The organism is Proteus vulgaris, assembly GCF_016239305.1.
In the GTDB taxonomy this organism is placed as follows: Bacteria; Pseudomonadota; Gammaproteobacteria; order Enterobacterales; family Enterobacteriaceae; genus Proteus; species Proteus vulgaris_C.
Genome location: NZ_JAEHOQ010000003.1, coordinates 128,597 through 154,723, shown reverse-complemented (window position 1 = coordinate 154,723; position 26,127 = coordinate 128,597). Strand labels below are relative to the sequence as shown.

The 26,127-nt window shown below is 37.4% G+C and carries 14 protein-coding genes and 1 pseudogene; 7 read left to right on the top strand and 8 right to left on the bottom strand.

What is annotated here, in order from left to right:
- Positions 1-110: 110 nt before the first annotated feature.
- The 4 genes from gntR (at position 111) to JEP40_RS03330 (ending at position 4,372) form a co-directional block, all read left to right on the top strand.
- Positions 111-1,106: a gluconate operon transcriptional repressor GntR gene (gntR, locus tag JEP40_RS03345; protein ID WP_198622455.1), complete on the top strand. Its 996-nt coding sequence runs from the start codon at positions 111-113 to the stop codon at positions 1,104-1,106.
- A gap of 289 nt (positions 1,107-1,395) precedes the next feature.
- Complete coding sequence (gene gntK, locus JEP40_RS03340; RefSeq protein WP_198622454.1) at positions 1,396-1,950, top strand: gluconokinase; 555 nt, start codon at positions 1,396-1,398, stop codon at positions 1,948-1,950.
- Entirely contained in the window at positions 1,947-3,284 is a 1,338-nt protein-coding gene (gene gntU, locus JEP40_RS03335; protein WP_198622453.1) for a gluconate transporter, read from the top strand. The genes gntK and gntU overlap by 4 nt, the downstream gene beginning before the upstream one ends.
- Positions 3,285-3,433: 149 nt before the next feature.
- Positions 3,434-4,372: a CZB domain-containing protein gene (locus JEP40_RS03330; protein ID WP_198622452.1), complete on the top strand. Its 939-nt coding sequence runs from the start codon at positions 3,434-3,436 to the stop codon at positions 4,370-4,372.
- 67 nt (positions 4,373-4,439) lie between these two features.
- Here the strand turns inward: JEP40_RS03330 and JEP40_RS03325 are convergent, their stop codons facing one another.
- From JEP40_RS03325 to JEP40_RS03295, 7 genes and pseudogenes are all read right to left on the bottom strand, one after another.
- Positions 4,440-5,672, bottom strand: coding sequence for an SGNH/GDSL hydrolase family protein (locus JEP40_RS03325; protein WP_198622451.1), 1,233 nt, complete (start codon positions 5,670-5,672; stop codon positions 4,440-4,442).
- Entirely contained in the window at positions 5,647-6,849 is a 1,203-nt protein-coding gene (locus JEP40_RS03320; protein ID WP_198622450.1) for a GDSL-type esterase/lipase family protein, read from the bottom strand. Before JEP40_RS03320 ends, JEP40_RS03325 begins: the two co-directional genes overlap by 26 nt.
- Positions 6,836-8,254, bottom strand: coding sequence for an MBOAT family O-acyltransferase (locus tag JEP40_RS03315; protein ID WP_198622449.1), 1,419 nt, complete (start codon positions 8,252-8,254; stop codon positions 6,836-6,838). The genes JEP40_RS03320 and JEP40_RS03315 overlap by 14 nt, the downstream gene beginning before the upstream one ends.
- A 163-nt stretch (positions 8,255-8,417) precedes the next feature.
- Positions 8,418-9,212 (bottom strand): annotated as a pseudogene (locus tag JEP40_RS03310) (protein bax).
- 275 nt (positions 9,213-9,487) lie between these two features.
- Positions 9,488-10,645: a DUF4056 domain-containing protein gene (locus JEP40_RS03305; RefSeq protein ID WP_232799139.1), complete on the bottom strand. Its 1,158-nt coding sequence runs from the start codon at positions 10,643-10,645 to the stop codon at positions 9,488-9,490.
- The gene (locus JEP40_RS03300; RefSeq protein ID WP_198622448.1) at positions 10,642-11,784 is read right to left on the bottom strand and encodes a BamA/TamA family outer membrane protein; all 1,143 of its coding nucleotides are present in this window, start codon (positions 11,782-11,784) and stop codon (positions 10,642-10,644) included. The genes JEP40_RS03305 and JEP40_RS03300 overlap by 4 nt, the downstream gene beginning before the upstream one ends.
- Positions 11,784-12,773 (bottom strand): hypothetical protein, encoded by a 990-nt coding sequence (locus JEP40_RS03295; protein ID WP_198622447.1) that lies wholly within the window; start codon positions 12,771-12,773, stop codon positions 11,784-11,786. The genes JEP40_RS03300 and JEP40_RS03295 overlap by 1 nt, the downstream gene beginning before the upstream one ends.
- Before the next feature lie 355 nt (positions 12,774-13,128).
- Here JEP40_RS03295 and JEP40_RS03290 point away from each other — a divergent pair, with 355 nt between their 5' ends.
- On the top strand, positions 13,129-13,584 hold the full coding sequence (locus JEP40_RS03290; protein WP_198622446.1) for a regulatory protein RecX: 456 nt from the start codon (positions 13,129-13,131) through the stop codon (positions 13,582-13,584).
- A gap of 4 nt (positions 13,585-13,588) precedes the next feature.
- On the opposite strand, the gene JEP40_RS03285 is transcribed toward JEP40_RS03290, so the two are convergent.
- Positions 13,589-14,461, bottom strand: coding sequence for a LysR family transcriptional regulator (locus JEP40_RS03285; RefSeq protein ID WP_198622445.1), 873 nt, complete (start codon positions 14,459-14,461; stop codon positions 13,589-13,591).
- A gap of 419 nt (positions 14,462-14,880) precedes the next feature.
- On the opposite strand from JEP40_RS03285, the gene JEP40_RS03280 reads away from it, so the two are divergent.
- Complete coding sequence (locus JEP40_RS03280) at positions 14,881-21,747, top strand: neuraminidase-like domain-containing protein (RefSeq protein ID WP_198622444.1); 6,867 nt, start codon at positions 14,881-14,883, stop codon at positions 21,745-21,747.
- Positions 21,748-21,798: 51 nt separating this feature from the next.
- Positions 21,799-26,127: a SpvB/TcaC N-terminal domain-containing protein gene (locus JEP40_RS03275; protein WP_198622443.1), complete on the top strand. Its 4,329-nt coding sequence runs from the start codon at positions 21,799-21,801 to the stop codon at positions 26,125-26,127.

Genomic DNA, 26,127 nt, shown 5'->3' with positions numbered 1-26,127 from the left:
CATCTAAAAAACTTTATTCGAAATAGTGTATAACGTAAGGCTATAATCAGCGTTATTGGAAAAATAAAGCGCGTATTAATACGAGTGTTTTTGGATAGTTGCGATATAAAATGAAGAAAAAACGCCCCTCATTACAGGATGTAGCTTCACGTGTTGGTGTCACCAAAATGACGGTTAGTCGTTTTTTGCGTAACCCAGAACAGGTCTCTGAAGCTTTACGAGAAAAAATTGCGCGCGAGTTAGATAGTCTTAATTATATTCCTAACCGTGCTCCTGATATTTTGTCTAATTCTACCAGTCATGCGATTGGGGTATTGCTACCTTCTTTAACTAACCAAGTTTTTGCTGAAGTTATTCGCGGCATAGAATCAGTAACCGATAAATACGGTTATCAAACCATGTTAGCGCACTACGGATATCGTGCGGAAAAAGAAGAAGAACGCCTGCTTTCATTGCTCTCTTATAATATTGATGGGCTTATTCTTGCAGAAAGGACACACACGCCAAAAACAATAAAAATGCTAGAAACAGCAGGCATTCCTGTGGTGGAAATAATGGATAGCGTTTCACCTTGTTTTGACTCTGCGGTGGGATTAGACAACGTTGATGCATCACAACAGATGGTCAGTGAAATGATCAAGCGAGGCTGTAAACGTGTTATTTATCTTGGTGCAAGACAAGATGAACGAACGCTAATGCGTTTAAACGGGTATGAGAAAGCAATGCAAAATGCGGGCTTACCCACAGGCAGTGTAATGACACCGAAAAGTTCGTCGTATTCGTTAGGGGCTGAATTATTACATGCTGCACGTAAACAATACTCCGACTTAGATGGGCTTTATTGTACAAATGATGATATTGCCATTGGTGCTGTTTTTGAGTGCCAGCGTTTAGGTATTTCAGTACCTAAAGATATCGCTATCTCAGGCTTTCACGGGCATGACGTAGGACAAGTGATGACACCTCGTTTGGCGAGTATTTTTACTCCGCGTGATGAAATGGGGCAACAAGCAGCTGATTTATTGCTCAAGCGTATGAAAGGTAAAATTGCTCGGGGACAAGTTATTGATGTTGGTTTTCGCATTATTACAGGTGAAAGCATATAGTAATTTAATTTATTGATAATATTTAAATTTATCATTTACTAACCCTATTGTTATGAAATAATCAACAGTAGGGTTTTTTATTGATCCTTAAATAAATATCGAGTTACTTATCCAATATTTTGTTGTCAGTTTGTAGATCATCTTACTTTCATTTGCGAGTCGCCTCACATTTTCACTTCTTAGTTGACCTTCGTTGTTGTATTTACCTTACCACTTCGGATATGTTACCCGTAACAGTTACGGGTAACATTACAAAAAAGACTTAATATCTGCCTTAAAGGAGCATTCTATGAACGATACCCAATCCCTACACCATGTTTTCATCTTAATGGGGGTATCAGGCAGTGGTAAATCTGCAGTCGCAAGTGGTGTGGCACAACGTACAGGTGCTGCATTTTTAGACGGTGATTTTCTACACCCTCGCTCAAATATTACTAAAATGGCATCAGGCCACGCTTTAAATGATGAAGATCGCAAACCTTGGTTACAAGCATTAAATGATGCTGCTTTTGCGATGCAAAGAACCAATAAAGTATCGCTAATTGTTTGTTCTGCATTGAAAAAACAGTATCGAGATATGTTAAGAGACGGCAATCAGTGCCTGCATTTTTTATATTTAAAAGGTGACTATGCGCTGATTGAAAGTCGCTTAAAAGTACGTAAAGGGCACTTCTTTAAACCTCAAATGTTAGTGACTCAATTTGAAACCTTAGAAGAGCCAACTAACGCTGAAAATGATGTGTATGAAATTGATATTTCAATGCCACTTGATGATGTAATTGAAAGCGCAATCAATAAAATAAATTCAGTGACGCAAGGGGCTTTTGAAGGGGAAACAGTATGAGTACATTAACGCTTGTGCTAACTGCGGTTGGCTCGGTTCTATTATTACTCTTTTTCGTTATGTATGCGCGTTTGCACGCATTTATTGCGTTGATGATTGTTGCTATCGGAGCGGGTATTTTCTCTGGAATGCCACTTGAACAAATCACACAAACCATGCAAAACGGAATGGGCGGAACATTAGGTTTCCTCTCTATCGTCGTTGCACTGGGTGCAATGTTCGGTAAAGTGCTACACGAAACTGGAGCATTAGACCAAATCGCAGTCCGATTATTAAAATATTTTGGTGAGAAACGCGCTAACTACGCGCTGGGTATTGCTGGCTTAATTTGTGCATTGCCCTTGTTCTTTGATGTTGCCGTTGTCTTATTAATTGGTGTTGTATTCGCTGTTGCTCGCCGTACGGGTGGCAATGTAGTGAAAATGGCTATCCCTCTGTTTGCGGGTGTTGCAGGTGCAGCAGCCTTCTTATTACCGGGACCAACACCTATGCTGTTAGCTGACCAAATGAATGCTGATTTTGGTTGGATGATTTTAATTGGTTTATGTGCAGCTATTCCAGGCATGTTATTAGCAGGCCCTATCTTCGGTAACTTTATTAGCCGTTACGTTACCTTGGAATTACCAAAAGATTTAACTGAACCAAGTTTGGGCCAAAATAAAATGCCTTCTTTTGGTTTTAGCCTTGCGCTTGTGTTATTGCCTTTAGTGTTAGTGGGATGTAAAACCATAGGTGCACGTTTCGTTGAGGAAGGTTCTCAGCTATATAATATTCTTGAATTCGTTGGTCATCCATTTATTGCTATTCTTGTGGCTTGTTTAGTGGCTATTTACGGTCTTGCTATTCGTCGTGGTATGAGCAAAGAAAAAGTAATGGAAATCTGTTCGGCAGCAATCCAACCTGCGGGGATCATTTTATTAGTGACGGGTGCAGGTGGTGTTTTTAAACAAGTGCTGGTGGATTCAGGTGTTGGTCCCGCGTTAGGGAATGCTTTAATTGGCGCCGGTATGCCAATTGCGGTGGCATGTTTTATTCTTGCTGGTGCAGTTCGTGTTATTCAAGGCTCTGCAACGGTAGCGTGTTTAACAGCGGTAGGTTTAGTTTTACCGGTTATCAATGAGCTGGGCTACAGTGGCGCTCAAATGGCGGCATTATCAGTGTGTATCGCTGGTGGCTCTATTATTCTTAGCCACGTTAATGACTCAGGTTTCTGGTTGTTTGGTAAATTTACGGGTGCGACAGAAGCACAAACCTTAAAAACATGGTCATTAATGGAGACTATTCTTGGCACTACAGGTGCAGTGATTGGTATGATCTTCTTCGCATTTCTTTAATATGTAATCTTTATTTTCACATTATTAGCGCGTCTTTTGACGCGCTTTTTTCATTACAATAAATGACTATCAAATATGACAGAAAATACCAAATATCTCATTAACCTATAGGCTTCTTTATTCGGTGGGCACATGAGGGTTGTCATATTATGGTTGACTATAATTCGCTTTTTATTAAACACACTGATTGCAATATTCACACAATCACACTTATTCGAGATTCCATCTTAGTATCCAGCAATAAGCTACAAGATAAGCTTAATCTGCTTGAGGAAATGGAACATCTCTTTAGTGAAATGTTAGATAACTCTCAGTCATTAGCTCAATTTTTAAATGAAATAGATGCACATTTTACACATAGCAGAGAAGACATAGATAATTTCTCAGGCTGGCTAAAAAAAATTAAAAATAGTGTCTGTAATATTGATAAGCTTTCAAATCAGGCTAATATTTTATCGATAAATTCAGCGATTGAAGCTGGTCATATCGGGCGTGAAGGCGCTGGTTTTGCCGTATTAGCTCAAGAGATGAAAAAGTTATCCTTAGAAATCCAGCAACAAGCCTCTTCTATTGCAACCATTAATAATAATTTAGGTGCTCGCTTTACTCTTATTAAAGGAGTCACAGAAAAAAACCGAGAGCATGTACACCAAGTTAAACAACTGGTCGTAGAAGGTCATCAAAATTTGGTGTCATTATCAGAACAAGCTGGTGATCTTAAACATCTTTTTACGTTTATCGCGATGGAACAGTTTTTTAATACCATCAAACTGGATCATGTTTTATGGAAAGAAGCTATCTACATCCACTTACTTAATAATGATGATGAAAATAGTGTTAATCAGCATACAGAGTGTCGACTAGGAAAATGGTATTACCAAGGAGATGGTCGGAAGTTTGCAGATACTGAGGCTTTTCGTCGCTTAGAAGAACCCCATAAGTTAGTACATGAATGCGGTCGTTTAGCACTGAGCGCCAATATAGAGGGCAATCAAGAAGCGGTAACTCGGTATATCGAACATATGGAGCAAGCCAGTGTTGATGTTATCAAGTATGTGGATGCTTTATTAAATGCTATGGATGAGTGATTAATCAACTCAATAAGAAAAGTAAAAAGGAGCAATATGCTCCTTTTTGTATGCTAACAATCTTAAATTAGCTTTTGTTCATTAAGGTATTCAATTGGCTATAGAGTGTATTAGCACTGCTCTCATACCCTTCACGAGAAAGATGCACACCATCAGGCCTTGCTAAATCATACAACGCCCAAGCTTTTATCGAACATTCCCCCCCCATATAGTCACGCCAATCCCAAAACAGTGTTTTCTCTTGTTGAGCCACTTCTTTTTGAATTCTGACAATATCGCTGAGCCATTGGGGCTGCTGTGAACGGCAATCAGGCGCTTCTTTATTTTTAATTGAATCAGAAGGTCCAATTAATAAGATAGTGCTATTAGGTGCTTGTTGGCGAATTTGACGAATTTTATCCGTCAGTTGTTGACGATAGGCATTCAAATCGAAGGTATCATTAAAGGCTTCATTGGTACCATAAGCTAAAATCACCATATCGGGATTTAACTGGCCTAACGTTTCTGTCCATTGTGCACCCCATCTATCCATCATATTGATTGTGGCACCATTAATGCCTAATGAGGAGAGCATGACGCCAGGTTGTTGATTGGTGATCAACCAACCGCCTAATTTAACTGGTTGGCTTTTGCTAACCGTAATACTGACTGGAAAAGTCATCGTTGTTGGGGTTGAAAACTGCCATTTACCTTGTGTTTGTGATAGTGAAAGGACTTTGTTTGTCGATGACTGTACATTCACTTGTGCAGTAGTTGGCGTTTTATAGAGTGCTTGTAGCTGATAACGTTGTTGAGTTACTGGATTTTCAGATAACTGTAATTTAGCCCATTTAGCTTGTGGTTCACTAATAAACCCTCCTAATGGGAAATCAGGATCGCTATCTTTTCTACTTGAAAGCAGTGCCCATGCTTTTTTATCACTCTGATATTGTACGTTTGCAATACGTTGTCCTGCGATATTAGTCGGAGGAATAAAACCAATACCGCCATTACCGTAATCAGCTTGAAAGCGTTCACGCAACTTACCACTAAAAAAATCAGCCGCAGTATGAGAATCCCCTAGCTGAACAATATGTACTGTTTGACGGCCTTGTTGTAACTTTTTAACAAAGCTCGCAAAGTGAGGATCGTGATAGTTGTAAAGCTGTCTTGAACCATCAGCAGGTAATACTGTGGGTGTGGGTAACTTCACTTTTTTTTCAGTGTCTTGGCTACAAGCAACTAAGAGTGAAACCAAAGCCAGTATGATTGAGCAACTGACTAAAGTTTTACGCTCAAGGATGTGCGTTAATTGTTTCATTTACAATAACCGTGTTTTTATCTTTTACATCATCGACTGCATTATCTTCTTTTGTTTCTTCTTGAAGATGAATACGTGAGAATACCTGTTGAGCAATAATTTGCTGACCTTTTAAGCTAAAATGAATACCATCACCGGCTCTTAACTTAACACGGCTACTACCATCACCCATATAATCAGAATAAATATCTTTCTCATATTTAAACATATCATTGACGGAAAGGTAAATTTCACCCATTTTTTCAGCTTCTTCGCGATAAAGTTTATCAAGATATGACATACCTTCAGATAACTTTTGCTTGCGCATATTTGGTGGGCCAACCCAAATAACCGTGACATTATTCTGTCTGGCATTTTCTATGATGCCTGCAATGCGTGCTCGGTAAGTTGATTCCCATGCTTCACTGGCAAATTTTAAGTAACGTCCACCACCATCAGGTGGCATATCCCAAGGATCGTTAGGGCCTAAAAAGACCACCAGTAATTTAATGGCGTCGTCACTGGCTAAACGTGTTGCGATAGTTTGTGGCCAATTGAAAAAGCGCGGATAAGCAAGCCCTGTACTTTGTTTACTTAAATCAATACTGCTGATGTTGTAATCCGTTTGCAGTTGGCGTTTAAGTAACGGTGCGACGCCTTGCATCATGGAGTCACCCGCAAATAAGACTTTATCTTTTGGTGATAAGATAATGTCTTTTTTTGGGACGATAGGTTTTAAGGCTTCTAATGCTGCATCAGAAACATCAGTAACAGAATGGTAAGGTAATCCTCCCATTGCTTGCTTACGCTCTAACAACTGTGGAAAGCGTTGCGTTAGTTGGGACGCAGGTCGTGTATATCCATTAAAGAAGTGCAAACCAACGGCAAAACCTTCAGGAAGTTGTTCTGGCACCGAAACTTGTACAATAGGTTTTGCCTGATTATCAGGATGGTGAACCTGTAGATAATCGCCATAGCTTTCTATTGCAACAAATACGCCATCACGCAGTTGCCCACCGACTTCCCAAGCATAATAATGAGAAAGCCCCGACCAAGGTGCAGGGCGATGATATTGTTGTTGCCAAAAGCGCTCTAGTGATGTTTGGTTTAGCCAAATCAGCAAAAGGGTACTCAACAGCACCATTAAGGCAACTTTTGCTGTCTTTTTTAGGTTTGAGCAGAAATCAAAAGCTGGCATAAATAAATCCTGGCACCCCATCTGGAGACAACATAAAAATAATTGTGAGGATCAACGCAAGTGGTAGAGGATAAACATACCACGGCACTCTTTTCTCAAGGCGAGCCACTATATCTCTTAAGGTCACAAAGCAAGGATAAAGCAAGAACAACCCCCAGAACATAAAGAGCGTTAAACCTTCAGCTTGTAATGATGCCCAAGCGCCCGCACTAAAGAGTTGCTGTATTAAGACAAATGCATCACCCACAGTTTGACTGCGGAAAAATATCCACGCAAAGCAAACAAAGTGGAAAGTGATTATCCATGACAACAACATATTTAATGACGATAACGCACTCGGTGGGGCATTTTTCTTTGCAGGAAAGAGGCGGTGTTTAATATTTAATAACACCACGCCAATCCCGTGAATCGCACCCCAAATAATAAAGGTCATGGCTGCGCCGTGCCATAATCCAGAAATCACCATCGCAGCAAAAGCATTAAAGTTCTGTCTAATCACTCCGTTACGATTACCCCCTAAAGGAATATAGACGTAATCACGAATAAAGGTAGATAAACTAATGTGCCAGCGACGCCAGAAATCGGCTAAGTTTATCGCTAAATAAGGGGCATTAAAGTTACGAGGCACAACAAAGCCTAGTAATAACGCAATACCGGTGACAAGATTGGTGTAACCTGAGAAATTGAAATAGATATGCCATGCATAGGCATAAACTGCCGTCAGCACTTGTCCGCTTTGCGCTAAATCGGGCGCATTAAATACTGGATCAACATAGTTTGTTGAAAACCAACCACTCAACCAAAAGAGTTTTGCGATAGCCAACACAATCAGCATGATCGCCCCTTTATAATCAATGATTTTTCGGGTTGGTGCCTGGATTTGCGGAAGAAATTCTTTAGCGCGATTAATAGGGCCAGCTACGATGCTTGGAAAAAAGCACAGATAAAGCACAACATCCAAAAACGGAGCTTTGGGGATCTCTTTTCGACAAACAGAAACCACATAACTTACCGAATGGAATATGTAGAATGAAAGCCCTAATGGCGCAAGTAATTCAATCAGTGGTAACTCAATGTTGAGTCCCCATTGTTGAAATGCTTGTGTCAGCGTTTCTTGGAAAAAGGAGTAATATTTAAAGGCGGTAAAGTAGACTCCCACCAATAGCCCTAATAGCCAATATATGACTTTAGAAGAGGTGTACTTCGTTAATATATTTGCCAGTAAATAAATAAAGAGCGTATAGCTTAATAAGATAATCGCAGGACGATAATCAGCATAAAAGAGAAAAGCATAACTGACTGTAATCAGTAGGATATTTTGGATCTTAACGTGCTTTTGGAAGAGCCAGTATAGAATAAAAAAGCTAACAAAGGCTCCGAGAAACTCGAATGAAAAAAAATTCATAAATGGCTCTAAGGGTGTGATTTAAAAGTCATACCAAACGTGTTACCCCATATATTATGAATTATAAGCTGGCTTTCAATCAAAAGATTATCTTGTGATAAATAAAAGCCACTTTTCTCTAGGAAGAAAAGTGGCTTTTTGCCAGATGAAAGCCTGTTAAGGCTTAACTATCTTGTTTCGACTGTAACTGAACTTGAGTGATCAGTTTTTTATTTGAGTCGAACATTTCGGTCAGATAATCGTTATAACTTGAACCCAATTCTGAGTAACCTTTCAAGTCAGTGATTAACTGGCGAGAGTCGAGTTGTTGCTGCGTCATCCTTTGCTGTGCTCTTGAGGAGCGCAATGAATTATAGGCGCGGTGCGTATTAAGATTACGCATATAAGCAATCACTGAGCCTTCAATATCAGGGTAGGCTGCATAGCCTTTGGTTTTCCCCGGAACGTTATTGCAAGACTGACTCCCACATCGCATACCGAATAGATTGTTATTTTGTTGTGCCAACTTTGATGTTCCCCAGCCAGATTCTGTAGCGGCTTGCGTTGCGACAAAGTGTGTCGGAATAATATCAACGCGAGTCAGTAACGAATCCCAATTTACTTTTTTAGGGCTGGTACATGTGACGCCATAGTATTGACAGATTTCACGCAGTTTTTTTTAATCTGCGCTGCCCCAGTGCTGGGCTTTACGTTGAGCAGTTAACCACTCACGATCTCTCATTATCTTATTATTAACATTGTCAATAATAGGAACTATGACATTTAAAAACGCTTTCTTACGCTGTGTTCCCGAAGGGTATCTTTTCAAATCTGGCAACGGTGTTGACGTGCTTTTGAAAGAATACGCCTGCAGTATCTGGGAACTGCTGGTACTGGTTGAAGCAAAACTTACACCAGTAAATAGTAGTGAAATCAAGAAAGCGAAGACGGCACTTGTCCTCATCAATTGAGAGGGCATTGCTTCTCCTCGTTTAACTGGATAAAAATCGAACGAATACTAGCAAATTACTTTTTTCATAGCTACAAAATATCGCCTCACATTAGGATAACTACGAGTGATTTGTTAACTAAATGTATAAGATTCACTGGAAGGCCACGTTTTATAATCGCTTTTCTCCTTTAACAAAAAATGCTTTTTTGATATAAACTTAAATTTATCTTATGAAAAAAGCTGTGACTTAACCCAAATTTAGTAAATTTAAGGGTTTTTAATGTGTCAATTTTGTTTATTATTTAGTCAGTTTTTGTTGTTTTTGGTCTGGTTTTATTATCAATTTCACGTGCTTTTTCTGTTAAATCAGTAAAATCCGCTTCATGCCAATAGATTTTTGGATAAGGTAAATTTGCCATTTGTGTTGTTGGCCAAAGCTGAAATTCTGCTAATTGTTCTAAAACGTAACCAGAATAAGCACTAGGTAATGTGAGGTAGTGTGGAGATGCAGTTTCCTCAAAAGGTAACACGGGATACCGTTTATCCGAGATATGATAATCACGCATTAAAACTAAAAATTTGTCAGGAACACGTTGTTGACTATCCCACCATTGTCCATCAATCACATCAAACCATTGTTGTGTTAATTGACGAGATTGGGCTTCTAATTGGTAGAGTGCGGAAGGAATGATACCCTGCATTGATTGATTATAGTGCTCAAGACTGGTGGCGTGACCATTAAGGATCACGGTGAGTGAAAGTCGTGCGCCAATTAAGTTGGAGTAGAGATCTTCAGGTGAAAATGCAGAGATACCTTCGGAGAATCCCGGCACAGAACGAAAGCCATACCATTGTGCAATTTCATGCCATACCGCAAGACGATAACCTAATCGCGCTGCAAGATAAGCACTTAAGGTATAGCGTTCTGTTTCATCTTTCGGTGGGGTAAAAGCATTAAAGTGTATTTTACGTTGTGCCAGTTCATTACTTAGTGTTAGTGTCCACTCTTGGCCTAATTTTGGATAGATATGGCTAAAGAGATAATAAGTGTAATCTGCGGTATCACGAATATGGGCGATATCAAGGAATCCTCCTTTACGGGAGTAAATTAAACCTGATTTTTCACTTCCCAAACCTAATACGGCCACTGTACCTAGCCAAAAGCTATCGTTATAACGATGATTACCTAATGCCGAGGCTTCAACCACATTATCAATACGATAAAAAGGCACGGGTATTTCAAACGCTTTGACTTTTAAGTTATAACCAAAAGCACAACAAGGCCTTAAACCATTAGGCGCTGTTAGCGGTGCAGGTGTTTGCCATACGTGAGACGCTTTTTCGTGTGTCACGCTCTCAAGATTTGCGTGTAGAGAATTAACAGGCGTGACATGAGTGCAACCTGCAATAAATAAGAAGAAGGCAATAGTATTAATAAAAAGAAAACGCTTGAACGTCAAAATGCTTCACCTACTTGAAAATAGAACCCTGTACTTTCTTTACCTATACCAAAATCGAGACGCACATTCATACGTGGCTTAAACTCAAATCGATAACCAACACCAACACTAGGCAACCAATGGCCTTTACCTAAATCACGGGCTTGGTCGCTTAACGTACCCCCCCCCAGCCAAAGTGCAATGCCATGACGCCAATCGAGCTTTTGACGGTACTCAACTTGGGTTGAAAATACATGATTATCTTGATATCGCCCTTCATAATAGCCACGCATCTGATGGCCGTTACTTAATTTAGAAAGCTGCGTCCATGGTACATCTCCCGAGGTAAAGCGAGCATAGCTATCAAAGGCGAGCACCGCATCTTCGGTTAATGGGTAATAGTAGTTGTACTGCATTTGAGTTGCATTAAAACGATTATTACTACCGGTATCCGATGAATAATGAGTATAGCTAATATCAAAGGCTTGGCCTTGACGAGCGTTAGGCAAAAAATCGCGACTATCATAGGTAAAGCGCACACTTAATCCTGAACTGGTAGAGCGTAATGGCAAATGACGTTTACCCATATAGGCTTTAAACTCATCATCAGGTGCCGCCGCTTGTAAGTTAGCGTAATCCCACCCTAATCCTATATAAGTGTTTTTGGTAATTTGGCGTAGTAATGTGGGAGTTAGACGCAATTCTTGAGAGCGATATTCACCGAAATGATCTTTTACGCGCCCTTCGTGATAGCCCTCTCCCCAATAATTGGTGGGAACATTATTTAATGTTCCTGTGAGATAAAAGCGCCAAGTATCATCTGCCAAATAGGTATAGTTGCTAAAGGTCATACCAAAAGCACCGGTTGATGAGCCAAAGCCACTTAATGAGAGGGACGAGATTTTACTATCAGGGCGACTATCGGCTTGATAAAGACCAACAAGTGCAATACCTACACCCAATTCTAACTCTGGCGTATAAAATGGGCCCGGCAATACGCCCCAGTCGATAGTTTTACTGCGGTCGAAATTATTTTTTCCGCCTAATTCAACTAACCATTGGTCTATTTGTTGCCTATCGGGAAAGAGTTGAGCTTGTGCTGTGTGCGAAATAAAGAGGCTGGCAAAGGCCAGCCCCAAAATAAAAGATGTTTTGACCATTAAAAACGGAACTCACCTGAAACAAGGAAGCTATTACGATTATTAAAACCAAATTCGGTAATGAGATTAAAATTACGAGTCACTTCTAAGCGAGCACCAATCAAATTATTCCATTTATGGGCAAGATGTTGTTCAACATCGAATTTCATTCCATTCATAAAAGGCTTCATCCATGGTTGCGCTATCTCACTAGGGAGGTCTAATTTGTTCACATCGCCTTTAAAACGTTGAGTAATATCTTGATACATGGCACCTGTCCACACTTGTAATTTGGTATTACCTTGTCCTGTAATTAAAGGTTGAAAAACAAACTCGTAACCCACACGAGGAGTGATCACTAACGCTTTAATATCACCGTCTAAGATATCAAGGTCAGTTTTAGTGTAGTTTACATCAAAAGTACCAAAAAATTGGTTATAGCCCCCAGCTAAAGTAAAACCAGCACCATAAGATTTTCCTTCATAATCTAAATTAAAAGGAACATTTTTAGCCATAGGTGCATCAATATCGAAGCCAACAGATTTCAATTGTGCTGTTGATGTGCCTTTTGTCTTTCCATAGATTCCATACACATTCATAAATGGGAAAACCCAGCTATCGAGTTTCAGCATATGCGATTTATTACTACTGCGAGTATGGCCAACATCAATAATTAATTGATCCAATATACCTTGCATAGCAATATTGCTAGAACTAAATCCAATTTTATCTACAACTACATCTTGGCGTAGATTCATATAGTTATAGCTGACCCCAAATGGCTCTGGTAAATCATAACCACGGGCGCGAGCTTCATCGCCCCAAATGGGTAAAACACGAGATTGGCTTGTTGGGGTGCGTGTATCTAACGAACCTTCATTATTTAATGCAGTGCCACCAGATTGGCTCACACTTAAAGAGAGTAGGGGGCGATCGCTATCCGCGTAAGAAAAACCCGTGGCAAGGAGAGAGGTGGTCAATACCATCTTATTTAAATTGGAAAAGTTCATACATAACCCACAGAAAATTAAAAAAGTAAGTAGTAAAAGAGTAGCCGTAAATTTTAATCTTTTTCTAATTGATGGTCACCAGCTATAAGTGCGATATAAAGCAAAAGATGCTTATATTTTGTGTTTTAAAAGGATTATTAAGGGTTTATTAAATAAAAAACCCTATTTTTTCTAAGTTAACCTTAATAAAAGTAGTCGATTTCAATTATAAAAGAGAATGATAATTCTTCTTTTAATTATTACTAATATATTACTTTCCCTATTATTGATGAAATTAACAGCGAAATAAGATCTTCTGGTGATAACAGGTTATGATAATCGTCAATGCACATGGACTTGTTAAGAGAGGAACGTTATGACCTATCAAGAGCTTTATCAATATGCAATTTTTATGCTGTCTCGTCGGGACTACAGTACAATCGAACTTCAACGTCGTATTAAACGTCGAATTCGAGAAACAGAGAAAGACTCACCGACGTCACCTGAGTATTTGCCTCAAGTAATTGAACGCTTACTTGAAAGCCAATACCTTGATGATAATCGAACCATTTATAGTTTTTTTCGTAGCTATTTAAATAAATCCTACGGGCCGTTACGTATTCGCCAAGAGTTACGTCTAAAAGGGTTTCCCAGTGAAATTATTGAACGAGTTTTAGAAGAAACAGATACCGATTGGTACGTACTTTGCCAAGAGGTCAAAGAGAAAAAATTTGGTACCGATAAGCCCAAGGACTATAAAGAGAAAGCGAAACAGATCCGCTATTTACAATATCGTGGGTTTACCTCTGATTATATCAATGCACTGTTTTAATTGATTAGCGTAGTGTCATTGCAATATCGGCTAATTTTTTATCATTATCTTTTTTAAAATAGACCTTTTGATGTAAGAAAATATCAAAAGGAAATGGTGAACGAATAAATTGGACCTCATCATTTGTGATCGTTGAAATATAATGAATGTTTTCAGGTATAAAACAATAACCTGCTCCTTCATCAATGCATTGCAATACATCCGCCATCTCTGTTAAACCTAAAGTATGATATTGATAACCCTGTTTTTTTAATCTATCTAAAATTGTTAAAAATATCGGATTATGCAAAGAACTATTCCTTTGTATTAACGTTTCTTTAGCAAAGAGTGTCTTGGTATCTGAATATTTTTCATAGAGTTTTTTATTCACTAATAAGCCGACTTTTTGTGTGCATAAATTAATCGTATTAATATTTTTATCGGGATAGTCAAATTCAAGAGAAGAAATAACAAGATCAAACTCTTTATCAAAGAGTTCCTCATTAATATCGTCAATATAACCATCTTCTAAAGACAGTTTATATTGATTATTTTTTTGCCTTATTTCCAATAGTTTTGTTTTTAAATCAGGATAATAAAGACCATCTAATTTAATTGAAAGCAATGTTTTATCTTCGTTTAAATCAAGGAGCTGTGTCTCAATTTTTCTGATTTTTTTATAATAGGGATATAGACGCTCATACAGTGTTTTTCCTGCCGGAGTAAGCTCCATTCCATTTTTTGAGCGTTTAATCAATGATTTACCAATTTGGTTTTCAAGTTCATTAATGCCATGACGTAGCGCGGATGGAGTGACATTAACTTTTTCTGCTGCTTTTACTAGACTTTGATAAGTTGCGACAGCAAAGAACTGATTTATTTTTCGTGAGAAAAACATACAGGTGTTCTCCACAGAGACATATTAATTGAAATTAATAATCTGCTTGAATAAAAATTTTATATTGATATTTGTCAATAATATTTTTAGAGCGACTAAAATTGAAAAAATCATCGAGGATAAATTAAAAAATAATATTATCGACTAAATTTGATAATAAATAATAGCATTTTTTATAAAAAACAAAATCAAATGATTTATTTTTTATTGTTATTTTAATTTATTTATTACTTATATCTATTTTTTTGAATATGCTTTTTTATTAAAAATGGCAATCAGCCTATAAAGCATAAAAAAACTCAATATCACATTATAAAAAACTCAATTTTCATTTTTAATTTTCTTGATATTTTAATATTCGAGATAAAAACAAGGCCCAATTATCTCTACTTTAATTAACTTATATTAGGAAATATTTAATGAAAAACATTAATACGCTTTTAACAAAAATGAACGCTTCCACTTCGGAAACTATTACATTAAAGGATTTAGCACCACTATCATTGCATGAACTTCGTGCATTAAGTGCTGAAAAATTAACGTGGCATGAAGCTAAAATATTATATAAAGAGGCTCAAGAAGCTGTAAAAATCAATAAGCTTAACGAAGCTCATTATTTAGCACGTAATAATCCACAAGTACAAAATGCCGTGGCTTTAGGTATTCAACCACAATCAACACAAACCCGTGCATTAGGTGATTGGATCCCTGAAAGGGGAGATACATTTGTTGATGGCAAATCTGTAGCTTCTATGTTTTCACCAGCAGGTTATTTAACCGAACTTTATCGTGAAGCAAAAGCCTTACATGCTGAAAGTTCGATTTATCATCTTGATAAGCGTCGCCCTGATTTAGCGCAATTAGTGCTTTCTCAAGAAAATATGGATAAAGAAGTTTCTACACTTTCTTTATCAAATCAAATTTTAATAACTGCACTACAAAATAAATTAGGTAGCGGTAAAGATTTATTTCGTGAATTAGCCACAAATCGTTTAACGGGTGGCACACCTTATCATCAACCTTATGAAACTATCCGCCAAGCTATTATGCTTCAAGATAAAAATCTTGAAGGTTTAATGACAGCGACTGAGGTGACTAAAACCTTAGATTCAGCATTACTGGCTTCTATTAAAGCGGATATTTCCCCTGAGCTTTATAATATTTTAGTTGAAGATGTTGATAAAGATACCGATACACTGCTTAAGCAAAATTTTGGCTCTATTAGCCCTGATATTATAAATAGAATTAGTTTTTTAGCGAAATATTATAATATTGAACAGAAAGAGGCTCGATATGTTATCAAAGCGTTTAATAAGAAAGAGAAGTTATCTAATAAAGAACTGTTAAATTTAAATAAAATTATTAGATTGTATAAAGCGACAGGAATGCCAGTATCTTCTGTGATCACCGCAATTCAATCAAAAAATAGTAAATTTAATATTGATAAGGAAATGCTAAGTGCTATTTTTCATATTCAAATGATAATGAATGATTATCATATTACCGTGGAACAAGCGATTGTGCTTAATGGTGGATTAATTTCAAAAACATCGTTAGATAATACACCATCTCAATTTGATCAATTATTTAATTATCCACCACTTAATGATACTCTTTTTGTTGATGATAACCATTCCCTTGATTTAGTTAATGCAACATCTTCTACTGATATTATTCGTTTAAATACTTTAAAACGCGCTTTTAATGTCAATGATATTGAATTAGTTATGTTATGGCAATTAGCATCGGGTAATGCTAGCTTTACGTGTTCATTAGCGGATCTTTCATTGTTATACCGTACCGCTTTATTATCAAAAATAAATAATTTATCTATTAATGAATTAGTGTTACTTATTAATATTCTCCCTTCTCCATTTAATAAAGAAATTTCAACCCATACTACTTCAGATGATATGGGTAATTTAATTCATACTCTTAATAATGTTGTTAAATTTGCTAAAAAAGAGAAATGGACGATAAATGAATTATTTTTGATTTGTTCATCAAAATATGATCTTGAGTTTGGTTATGAACTTGGAGTGTTAATTAATACTTTAAAAGTAATATTAAAAAACACATCAACAGATTACGCAGAACAATTCTCAGCTGTTTCTTCCTTTATTGCATCTGAAATGGGTATTGACTCTATCGAAAAATCAGATTTTATATTACATTGGGTTGATCTAGAAACGGGTAATAAATATCTCAAAGATATACTACCAATAATAATTAAAAGTAATTTAACTCAGCAAGATAAAATAGATATTGCACTATTCTTTAATAGACTTAAAAAAACCACATTAGTTTCTAATAAAATAGGGTTAAATAAGTATGAATTAGAAATTATCAGTGTCAAAGGAACATCTTTTTATCCTAAAGAAGATCATGTTTTGACGATTGATAAAATAAAGCATATTACTGATTTCCATCATTTTATTTCACAATGTAGCAATGTGGCGAATGAGTTTTTAACTGAACTTAAAAATCAGTCATTAACGACTGAAAAAATGGCCTCTATTTTAAATATTGATAAAACAACGCTGACCCAAGCCTTAGAATTAACACCAACTAAAGAATTAAAAGATTTTCAAAATATTACCATTCTTATCCAATATCTTGAACTATCTAAAACACTTGGTATTTCACCTAAGGATTTCAAATTATTAGTTGATTTAAAATATACTGAAAATAATAATGTCGCGGGAACTTATGATAAGTGGAATAAGTTAAGCCAAATTATGCAAGCGGGTTTAAATAATGAGAAAACGGCACAACTTGTTCAGATAATGGATGAGAAAAAAGCAGCCGTTTTGACCCACTATTATGCTAATCAAAACACGAATACATCATTAATTAGTCGTGATGATGTTTATCACCATTTATTAATTGATAATCAAGTTTCAGCTGAAATTATGACGACACGGATTGCGCAAGCAATTGCTAATATTCAATTTTATGTCAATAATTGTTTATCAGGTGATGAAAAAGATGTCGATAAAAATGTGAAGGGTCGCACCTTCTTTGCGCAATGGGATGAGTTTAATAAGCGTTATAGTACATGGGCTGGTGTGTCTAAATTAGTCTATTATCCTGAAAACTATGTTGACCCAACTATGCGTATTGGGCAAACCAAAATGATGGATACCCTATTACAATCTATTAGCCAAAATAGTGTTAACCAAGATACGGTAGAAGATGCCTTTAAAAGCTATTTAACTTCATTTGAGCAAGTGGCAAATTTAGAGGTATTAAGTGGTTATCATGATAGTGTAACATTAGATGATGGCATTACCTATTTTATTGGCCGTAACCCTGCTGATCAAATGAGCTATTATTGGCGCAGTGCTGACCATAGTAAAATTAAAGACGGCAAAATGGCGGCTAATGCCTGGACAGAATGGACTAAAATTGAAAATGGCTTAAATCCTTATAATGGTTTAATTCGCCCAGTAATTTTTAATAATCGTTTATATATTGCTTGGATTGAGCGGCTTGAAACTGCTAAAAATGAAACGGCAGAAAAAATTGAAAAAGAAATTAAATATAGCTTAAAGCTTTCTCATATTCGTTATGATGGTTCTTGGAGCTCACCTGTTAATTATGAAGTATTGGATAGATTAGATAAACTGGATAAGCTCAATTTCTATCTAAGTTATAGTGATGAGTTTGATAAAGTTATGATTGTATTTTATAAAATGTCAGGAACATACTCAGCTGAAAAAGATGAATATGAGATTTATTATATTGATAATGAATTGAATTTTTCCAAAGGAACTGCAAATGAAATTGAAAGTATTTATATTAATGCAAAAAATGAGTTCGATATATTAGATGATTCGAAAGGAAGTATCGTTAGAATTATAAATAATCATTTTATAAAAAGAGATAAAACGAATTATACTATTTCACGTGAACCTACTTCTAATATTACAATTAAAGATTCTGAATTAGCATCATTACAAGGTAGTTTAATTAATAATGCTAAAATTAAATTAAATGATCATGGCGCAACATGTTTATTTTCTGCCGCTATTAAATGTGAAATTAAAAAAACAATTGAAGCTGAAGAGCATGTAAAGGAGCACGTGACAAAAATACTGTCATACCAAAATACTCATAATGATGATTTTGAAGATATTTATTATTTCAGGGTTAAAATAGGTAAAAGTAAGGATAATAATTTAGCAAGTGCATGTAATGAGAGTGTGGGTTTGGCTTTATATTTAATTTTTGATTATAAATTAAGAAATATTTATTATTATTTTGTTGATGAAAATGATGAATATAAAGTAGAGGTCGACTTTGCTCGTCGATGTATGAATAATGATAATACAATGTTTAATATTACAGATGATACTCATTATAATAATAACCATATAATTAACCTAAATAAAGATTATCTTGAGAGTGATGGATATTTTGTTTTGAAAATGAGTAATTATGGTTATGAGGTGGAAAAACAAAATAAAAATATGCTTTTTATTTATCTTGCTCAGGGTGATAATTATTATGGTGCTTATAGTAAAACCCTGGGACATAATATATTAATTAAAGATTTTAATCCAATCTATAACAATACAGCAGAAAAGATCAGTGATATTACAATCGAAATAAAATCTACGGAAAACAGTAAAGAATACAATATTGATAGTTGGAGTAATCATAGCCAATTTAATGGTGGTATAAATAGTTTCAATAATGTAGATGGCATACTTAGTTTAGATATTCCAGCTAGTGAATTTACCCGAAATGAAAAAACAACGATAACGGTAAATGTTAAGGTTAAAAATAAACAATCTGATGTGTTATCAGAAAAGGCTTTTTCATTTGAAGCTAAGAAAACTATCGTTGCGGATACAGGAAGTATTATTAAAGTAGAAACAAATTCAGCAATGGCTCAGTATATGTCAATGAGTATTACAAATAAGCCTATGCTGGTGCGTTTAAATACCTTATTTGCCCGTCAATTAGTTAAACGTGCCAATAAAGGGATTGATACTATTTTAACTCTAGATACTCAGCGTTTACCTGAACCTGCATTAGAAGGTAATACGGATGATACCATGGACTTCAATGGCGCCAATGCACTCTATTTCTGGGAACTGTTTTATTACACCCCAATGATGGTCGCCAATGTGATGCTGGAAGGACAAAATTATGATGAGGCCAGTCGTTGGTTACGTTATGTCTTTAGCCCTAATGGCTATATCGAAAACGACACTTACTCAGATCGTGTTTGGAATTCACAGCCTCTGTTAGCTGATACCGCATGGGATAAAGAACAACTGGATGCAACCGATCCGGATGCCGTGGCGCAAACGGATCCAATGCACTATAAATTGGCCACTTTTATGAAGTGTCTCGATATTCTCATGGAACGCGGTGACAGTGCTTATCGTGTATTAGAACGTGACACCTTAAATGAAGCCAAAATGTGGTATATGCAAGCGCTGAAATTATTGGGTGATGAAACCGAGTTGTTAGGTAATAACATTTGGTCTGCCCCTAAATTAACGGAGGCTGCATCAAAAACAAAACAACCAACCCGTGTAATTAATGGCAAAAGTGAAGAAACCGTATCTCCACGTACCGCTAATTCATTAACTGCGCTCTTTTTACCGCAAATTAATGAGAAGTTAGCGCAGTATCGCGATACGTTAAAAACACGTCTGTTTAATTTACGTCACAATTTATCGATTGATGGGCAACCTCTGTCTTTAGCGATTTACGCGACACCCGCAGATCCTAAAGCATTACAAAATGCTGCTGTGAATCAGTCACAAGGTGGCAGTGCATTGCCAAATGCAATTATGCCAACACAACGTTTCCCTGTGATTTTAAATAGTGCAAAATCTGTAGTCAGTCAGCTAATGCAGTTTGGTAGTTCACTGTCTAGCATTACGGAACGTCAAGATGCTCAAGCATTATCAGAATTACTTACTACGCAAGGTAGTGAAATTATTCTGCAAAATATGAAGTATCAGACGAAGAGTATCGAAGAATTTACCTATAACGAGAAAGCGTTAAAAGCGTTACGCGTTGGGGCACAAAACCGTCTTGATCACTATAGCAAGTTATATGATGAAAATATTAGTACATCAGAACAACAAGCGATGGATCTCTATTTAGCCTCTTCTGTACTCAATACGGCAAGTCAAGGGTTGAATATCGCAGGAGCAGCAGCTGATTTAGTACCTAATATTTATGGTTTAGCGGTAGGTGGCTCTCGTTTTGGGGCTATTTTTAATGCTACTTCAATTGGATTGCAATTATCAGGCTCTGCCACTCGTATTGCAGCAGATAGATTAAGCCAATCTGAGTCTTATCGTCGTCGTCGTGAAGAGTGGGAGCTGGCTCGTGATAATGCAAAAGCAGAAATAAATCAAATTGATGCGCAACTTGAAGCCCTAAAAGTACGTAAAGAAGCGGCGAGTTTACAACTTGATAGTTTGAAATTGCAACAACAGCAAACACAAGAATACTTAACTTTCTTACAAAATAAATTTACCAATAAAGCTTTGTATAACTGGTTACGTGGCAAATTAATGGCAATTTATAAACCTTTCTACGACTTAGCCATCTCGCGCTGTCGTATGGCGGAATTGGCTTATCAGTACGATTTAGGCGAAACCCAAACCTTTATCCGTCCAGGTGCATGGCAAGGTAATTATTCTGGTTTGATGGCAGGTGAAAGTTTAATGCATAACCTGACTCAGATGGAAAACAGTTACCTTGAAAAAGATAAACGCGCATTAGAAATTACCAAAATTGTTTCGTTGAGCGATGTATATCAAGGATTAAGCACTAAGCCATTTGGGTTTGAGCAAGTAACTGATGTGATTAATCAATCTAAAACACAGTTAGGTACCGCAGAAAATGGTATTACGCTGAAAAACGGCCAATTACAAGCTTCAATTAAACTCTCTGATTTAGCTATCGACAAAGATTATCCTGCTGATTTAGGTAAGTTACGTCGAGTTAAACAAATTAGTGTGACATTACCAGCATTAACAGGTGCTTATCAGAATATAAGAGCAGTGCTGAATTATGGCGGTAGTGCGGTGAAACCAAGAGGTTGTAATGCAATTGCGATTTCTCATGGTATGAATGACAGTGGCCAATTCCAACTGAATTTCAATGATGATCGTTATCTCCCTTTTGAAGGGTTACCAGTGAATGACACCAGTACACTGACTTTAAGCTTCCCTGATGCAACTAGTAAGCAAAAAGAGATGTTACTGACACTTAACGACATCATTCTCCATATTAATTACACCATTCGCTAATTATCCAAATCTTAATTACAGGCTCTTTAGGGAGCCTGTCAGGAGTTCTACATGCAAAATTCAGAGAAATTGACCTTTGATGCGCCGAATTTACCGAAAGGGGGTGGGGCTGTCACAGGATTAACGGGCAACATGAGCGCTGTTGGCCCCGATGGTGCAGCCACTTTTAGCTTACCATTACCGATTAGCCAATGTCGTAGTTATATCCCCGCTTTAGCTTTAACGTATCAAAATCAAGCAGGTAATAGTGCATTTGGCTTTGGCTGGTCTGTTGGCGTGATGGCGATCCGTCGTCGTACATCAAAAGGTGTGCCAACGTACACTCAACAAGATGAGTTTGTTGGGCCAGAAGGTGAAGTGATTGTGCCAATTATCAATAAACAAGGTGAAATTGAAACGGCACAGCGTAATACATTATTAGGTGTAAAACTTGCCCATCAATATCAAGTGACAACCTATCGTTCACGCATTGAAAAAAGTTTTAGCCGGTTTGAACTTTGGTCATTAAATGAGGCGAATGCACCTACCAATACACCCAAACAGTTTTGGGTAATGTTGAGTGCCAATGGTGAAGTTCACTTGTTTGGCTATGAAATCACCGCACAGATTGTGGATAGTCAAAACAGTGCACATATTGCGCAATGGAACCTTAATGCTTCTGTTTCAGCCACTGGTGAGCAAATTGAATATCGCTATCGCACTGAAGATGAGCAAGGTTGTGATACGCAAGAAATTCAATCACATACCAATGCCAATACACAACGATATTTAGAAAAGGTGTATTACGGTAACGCTGTGGGAGAGCGTGCTTTTTCATGTACTAAAACCGATAACACATTACCTAAAAATGCTTTGTTTACGTTGGTGTTTGATTATGGTGAACGTAGCAGTGCATTAGCCTCTTATCCTCAATGGCAGAGCAATTCAGCCTGGGCACTGCGTAAAGACTGTTTTTCGCTTTTCCATTACGGTTTTGAAGTCCGTACTCGCCGTTTATGCCGTCAAGTACTGATGTATCACCGTGTTGAAAGTCTAGAAAAACAAGCAGCACTGGCCGAAATACCGGAATTAGTGGCGAGATTAACACTGACTTATATCGAGTCTGGAGCAGGTTCGATATTAGTTTCTGCACAACAATCGGCGTTTAATGACAATAAAGATACACAGTCGTTAGTGACATTGCCTCCTGTAAAATTTGACTGGCAGCAGGTCGGTACGACTAAACAAGCTCAATGGCAATTGTTGGATGAGCTCGCTTCTTTTACACCACAACAGCCTTATCAATATGTTGATTTATTGGGGGAAGGGCTTGCTGGTGTGTTGTATCAAGACAGTGGTGCTTGGTGGTATCGTGCGCCGATTAGAAAAGAAGATAAGCAAAATCCTAATGCCATAACATGGGATAACGCTAAAAAACTCCCTGTTATCCCATTGTTACGTGGTTCAGCAATGCTGACAGATATTACGGGGGACGGCAAATTAGAATGGTTAGTTACACAAGGTAATGTAAACGGTTATTACATTCAGGATGACACTAAAGCAGAGAATTGGCTTAATTTTGTGCCACTTGATGCCATACCTGTGGAATATTTTCATCCTAGAGCTGAAATCACCTCATTAACAGGCAGTGGTTTTGCTGATCTCGCCTTGATTGGCCCTCGTAGTATTCGTCTTTATGCTGGCTCAGCTCAAGGTTGGAAAGAAAGTAAAGAGATAATGCAGGCTGAAGGTGTGCTCTTACCGATTAAGAATATTAATCGTCGTGCTTTAGTCGCATTTAGTGATGTGTTGGGTTCTGGGCAACAACATCTAATTAAAGTGGATTATCAAGGAGTAACCTGTTGGGTTCATCTCGGTGAGGGTAAATTTAGCACACCAATCACTATTGCGGGATTTTCGGCAGATCGCCTTAAATTTAATCCTAGCCAGCTTTATTTAGCCGATTTAGATGGTAGTGGTACAACTGATATCATTTATGCCCAATCTACTCATTTAGAAGTTTATTTTAATCAAAGTGGTAATCAATTTGTACGTGGTGATGATATCCCATTACCTAAAGGCATGCGTTTTGATAACCAATGCCAACTACAAGTGGCGGATGTTCAAGGTTTGGGTATTGCCAGTATTTTACTGACAAAATCTTATCCAACACCGCAACATTGGGTGCTTTCTTTGCAAAATAACAAACCGTGGTTATTAACCTCTATTAATAACAATATGGGGCTGATCCAAAACTTACACTACCGTAGTTCTGCTCAATATGGGTTGGATGAAAAATTAGCTCAGCAACAAAGCAAAAATAAAGCGGTGAGTCATTTACCTTTTTCTTTGCATACGCTTTGGAAAATTGAAACAGTTGATGAGATTACACAAAGTCAGTTAACACAAACTTTTAATTATCGTTATGGTGTCTGGGACGGTAAAGAAAAAGAGTTCCGTGGTTTTGGTTGTGTTGAAACTACGAACGCTGAATCATTTAAAAGTGAAGAAAATACAACGGATAAAACGCCAAGTGCGTTAATCCGTCAATGGTTTTCAACAGGGAAATCCATTGTTGATACTCAGCTTTATAACGAGTTTTGGCAAGGTGATAATGACGCATTTCCTCATTTCTCGCCGCGTTTTACACAAGGAGAAGGAAGCGCTGAAAAGATCTGTGATAACACAGTGCGCCAAGAACAAGGTTATTGGCTTGAGCGTGGGTTACAGGGTCAACTACTCAGAAAAGAGATTTATGGTTTAGACAATACCGTTGTCTCCAATGTGCCTTATGTTGTCACAGAACAGCGACCTCAAGTACGTCTAATTGAAATGCAAGGGCGCTCCCCAGTGGTAATGCCTTCGGTGGTAGAAAGTCGTGAATATCACTATGAGCGTATTGCGACTGATCCTGCTTGTCATCAACAAATCATCTTAGAACAAGATAGTTATGGTTTTGTTTCTAAAACAGTTTCGATTGATTATCCAAGACGAACTAAAGGTACAAAAAATCCTTATCAACATTATGAAAGCTTGCCAGAGACGTTATGGGTATCCAGTTATGATGATCAACAACATGCACTGCGCTTAGGTTTATCTCGTCAAACTTGTCATCATATTAATCATCCTGAAAAACAGGTTTATCAGCTAAGGATCACAGCAACAAATCGTCAAGATATTTGGACCTTAAGTACCGAAAAACAGCCTAAGGAAGGTTTAAATATCGAAGCGTTATTAGCAACTGATAATTTGCTCACACAAAAATCGGCATCCGTATTTGTAGGACAGCAGCAACTTGCTTATCTAGATGCGAATGGTAATGCCACATTAGCAGAACCTGATTTCCCTGTGCGTTTAGCCTCTAGCGAAACGGCTGAACTCGATGAAGAAACCGCAAAAGCAATTTCACAGCCTTATCCAAATTTAAAATTGGATGAAGTGATGATAAATGCAGGTTATCAACAAAAAGCGTATTTATTTGCTGATGAGTCAGAAAAAGGCAAAACGCTGTGGGTAAAACCGCTGTTAGGTGTCATCCAATATGGTTCATTAGCACAATTCTATAAACCACTTGTGTACAAGAAAACAGCACTTTCTTGTGATTACACGTTGTTATGGGATAAGCAGTTTTGTGTACTAATGGGCAAAGAGTCACCTTTAAATACACAAGATTTCCATCTTACTTACGATTGGCGTTTTTTATCACCTAACTCTATTACGGATGAAAACAAAAATCTTCATCAAGTCACCTTTGATGGTTTGGGGCGTGTGACCACAACACGTTTTTCAGGTACCGAAAATGGCCAGCAAAGTGGCTATAGCGATAAAACGTTTATCATGCCAATAACAATTAATGGAGCTTTGGCACTAACATCAACACTACCTATTGCCACGGGTTTTGTGTATGTGGCCGACAGTTGGATGTCAACATCTGCAAAATTACCACCTCATGCACTGCAAATCATGACTGACCGTTATGACAGTGATCCACAACAGCAGATCCGCCAACAAATCGCATTTAGCGATGGTTTTGGTCGCTTATTGCAAACCTCCGTGAGAGTTGAAGCAGGAGACGCCTTTTTGCGTAGTGAAAAAGGAGAACTCGTTGTTGATAGCGCACAACAGGCAAAAGTAAAAAGTACTGCAACACGATGGGCAATTTCAGGTGAAACAGAATATGACAGTAAAGGGAATATAAAGCGCATTTATCAACCTTATTTTCTTAATGATTGGCGTTATATCTCTGAGTCTTCAGTACAGCCTAATCGATTTGCAGATACTCATTATTACGACGCATTAGGTCGTTTATATCATGTGAACACAGCAAAGAACTATCAGCGTAATACGATAGTAACGCCTTGGTTTGTGGCTCAGGAAGATGAAAATGACACCCTAATGTAA

Coding starts and splice junctions, on each gene's coding strand:
- gntR (WP_198622455.1), top strand. CDS start 111: ATGAAGAAAAAACGCCCCTCATTACAGGATGTAGCTTCACGTGTTGGT.
- gntK (WP_198622454.1), top strand. CDS start 1,396: ATGAACGATACCCAATCCCTACACCATGTTTTCATCTTAATGGGGGTA.
- gntU (WP_198622453.1), top strand. CDS start 1,947: ATGAGTACATTAACGCTTGTGCTAACTGCGGTTGGCTCGGTTCTATTA.
- JEP40_RS03330 (WP_198622452.1), top strand. CDS start 3,434: ATGGTTGACTATAATTCGCTTTTTATTAAACACACTGATTGCAATATT.
- JEP40_RS03325 (WP_198622451.1), bottom strand. CDS start 5,672: ATGAAACAATTAACGCACATCCTTGAGCGTAAAACTTTAGTCAGTTGC.
- JEP40_RS03320 (WP_198622450.1), bottom strand. CDS start 6,849: ATGCCAGCTTTTGATTTCTGCTCAAACCTAAAAAAGACAGCAAAAGTT.
- JEP40_RS03315 (WP_198622449.1), bottom strand. CDS start 8,254: ATGAATTTTTTTTCATTCGAGTTTCTCGGAGCCTTTGTTAGCTTTTTT.
- JEP40_RS03300 (WP_198622448.1), bottom strand. CDS start 11,784: ATGGTCAAAACATCTTTTATTTTGGGGCTGGCCTTTGCCAGCCTCTTT.
- JEP40_RS03295 (WP_198622447.1), bottom strand. CDS start 12,773: ATGAACTTTTCCAATTTAAATAAGATGGTATTGACCACCTCTCTCCTT.
- JEP40_RS03290 (WP_198622446.1), top strand. CDS start 13,129: ATGACCTATCAAGAGCTTTATCAATATGCAATTTTTATGCTGTCTCGT.
- JEP40_RS03285 (WP_198622445.1), bottom strand. CDS start 14,461: ATGTTTTTCTCACGAAAAATAAATCAGTTCTTTGCTGTCGCAACTTAT.
- JEP40_RS03280 (WP_198622444.1), top strand. CDS start 14,881: ATGAAAAACATTAATACGCTTTTAACAAAAATGAACGCTTCCACTTCG.
- JEP40_RS03275 (WP_198622443.1), top strand. CDS start 21,799: ATGCAAAATTCAGAGAAATTGACCTTTGATGCGCCGAATTTACCGAAA.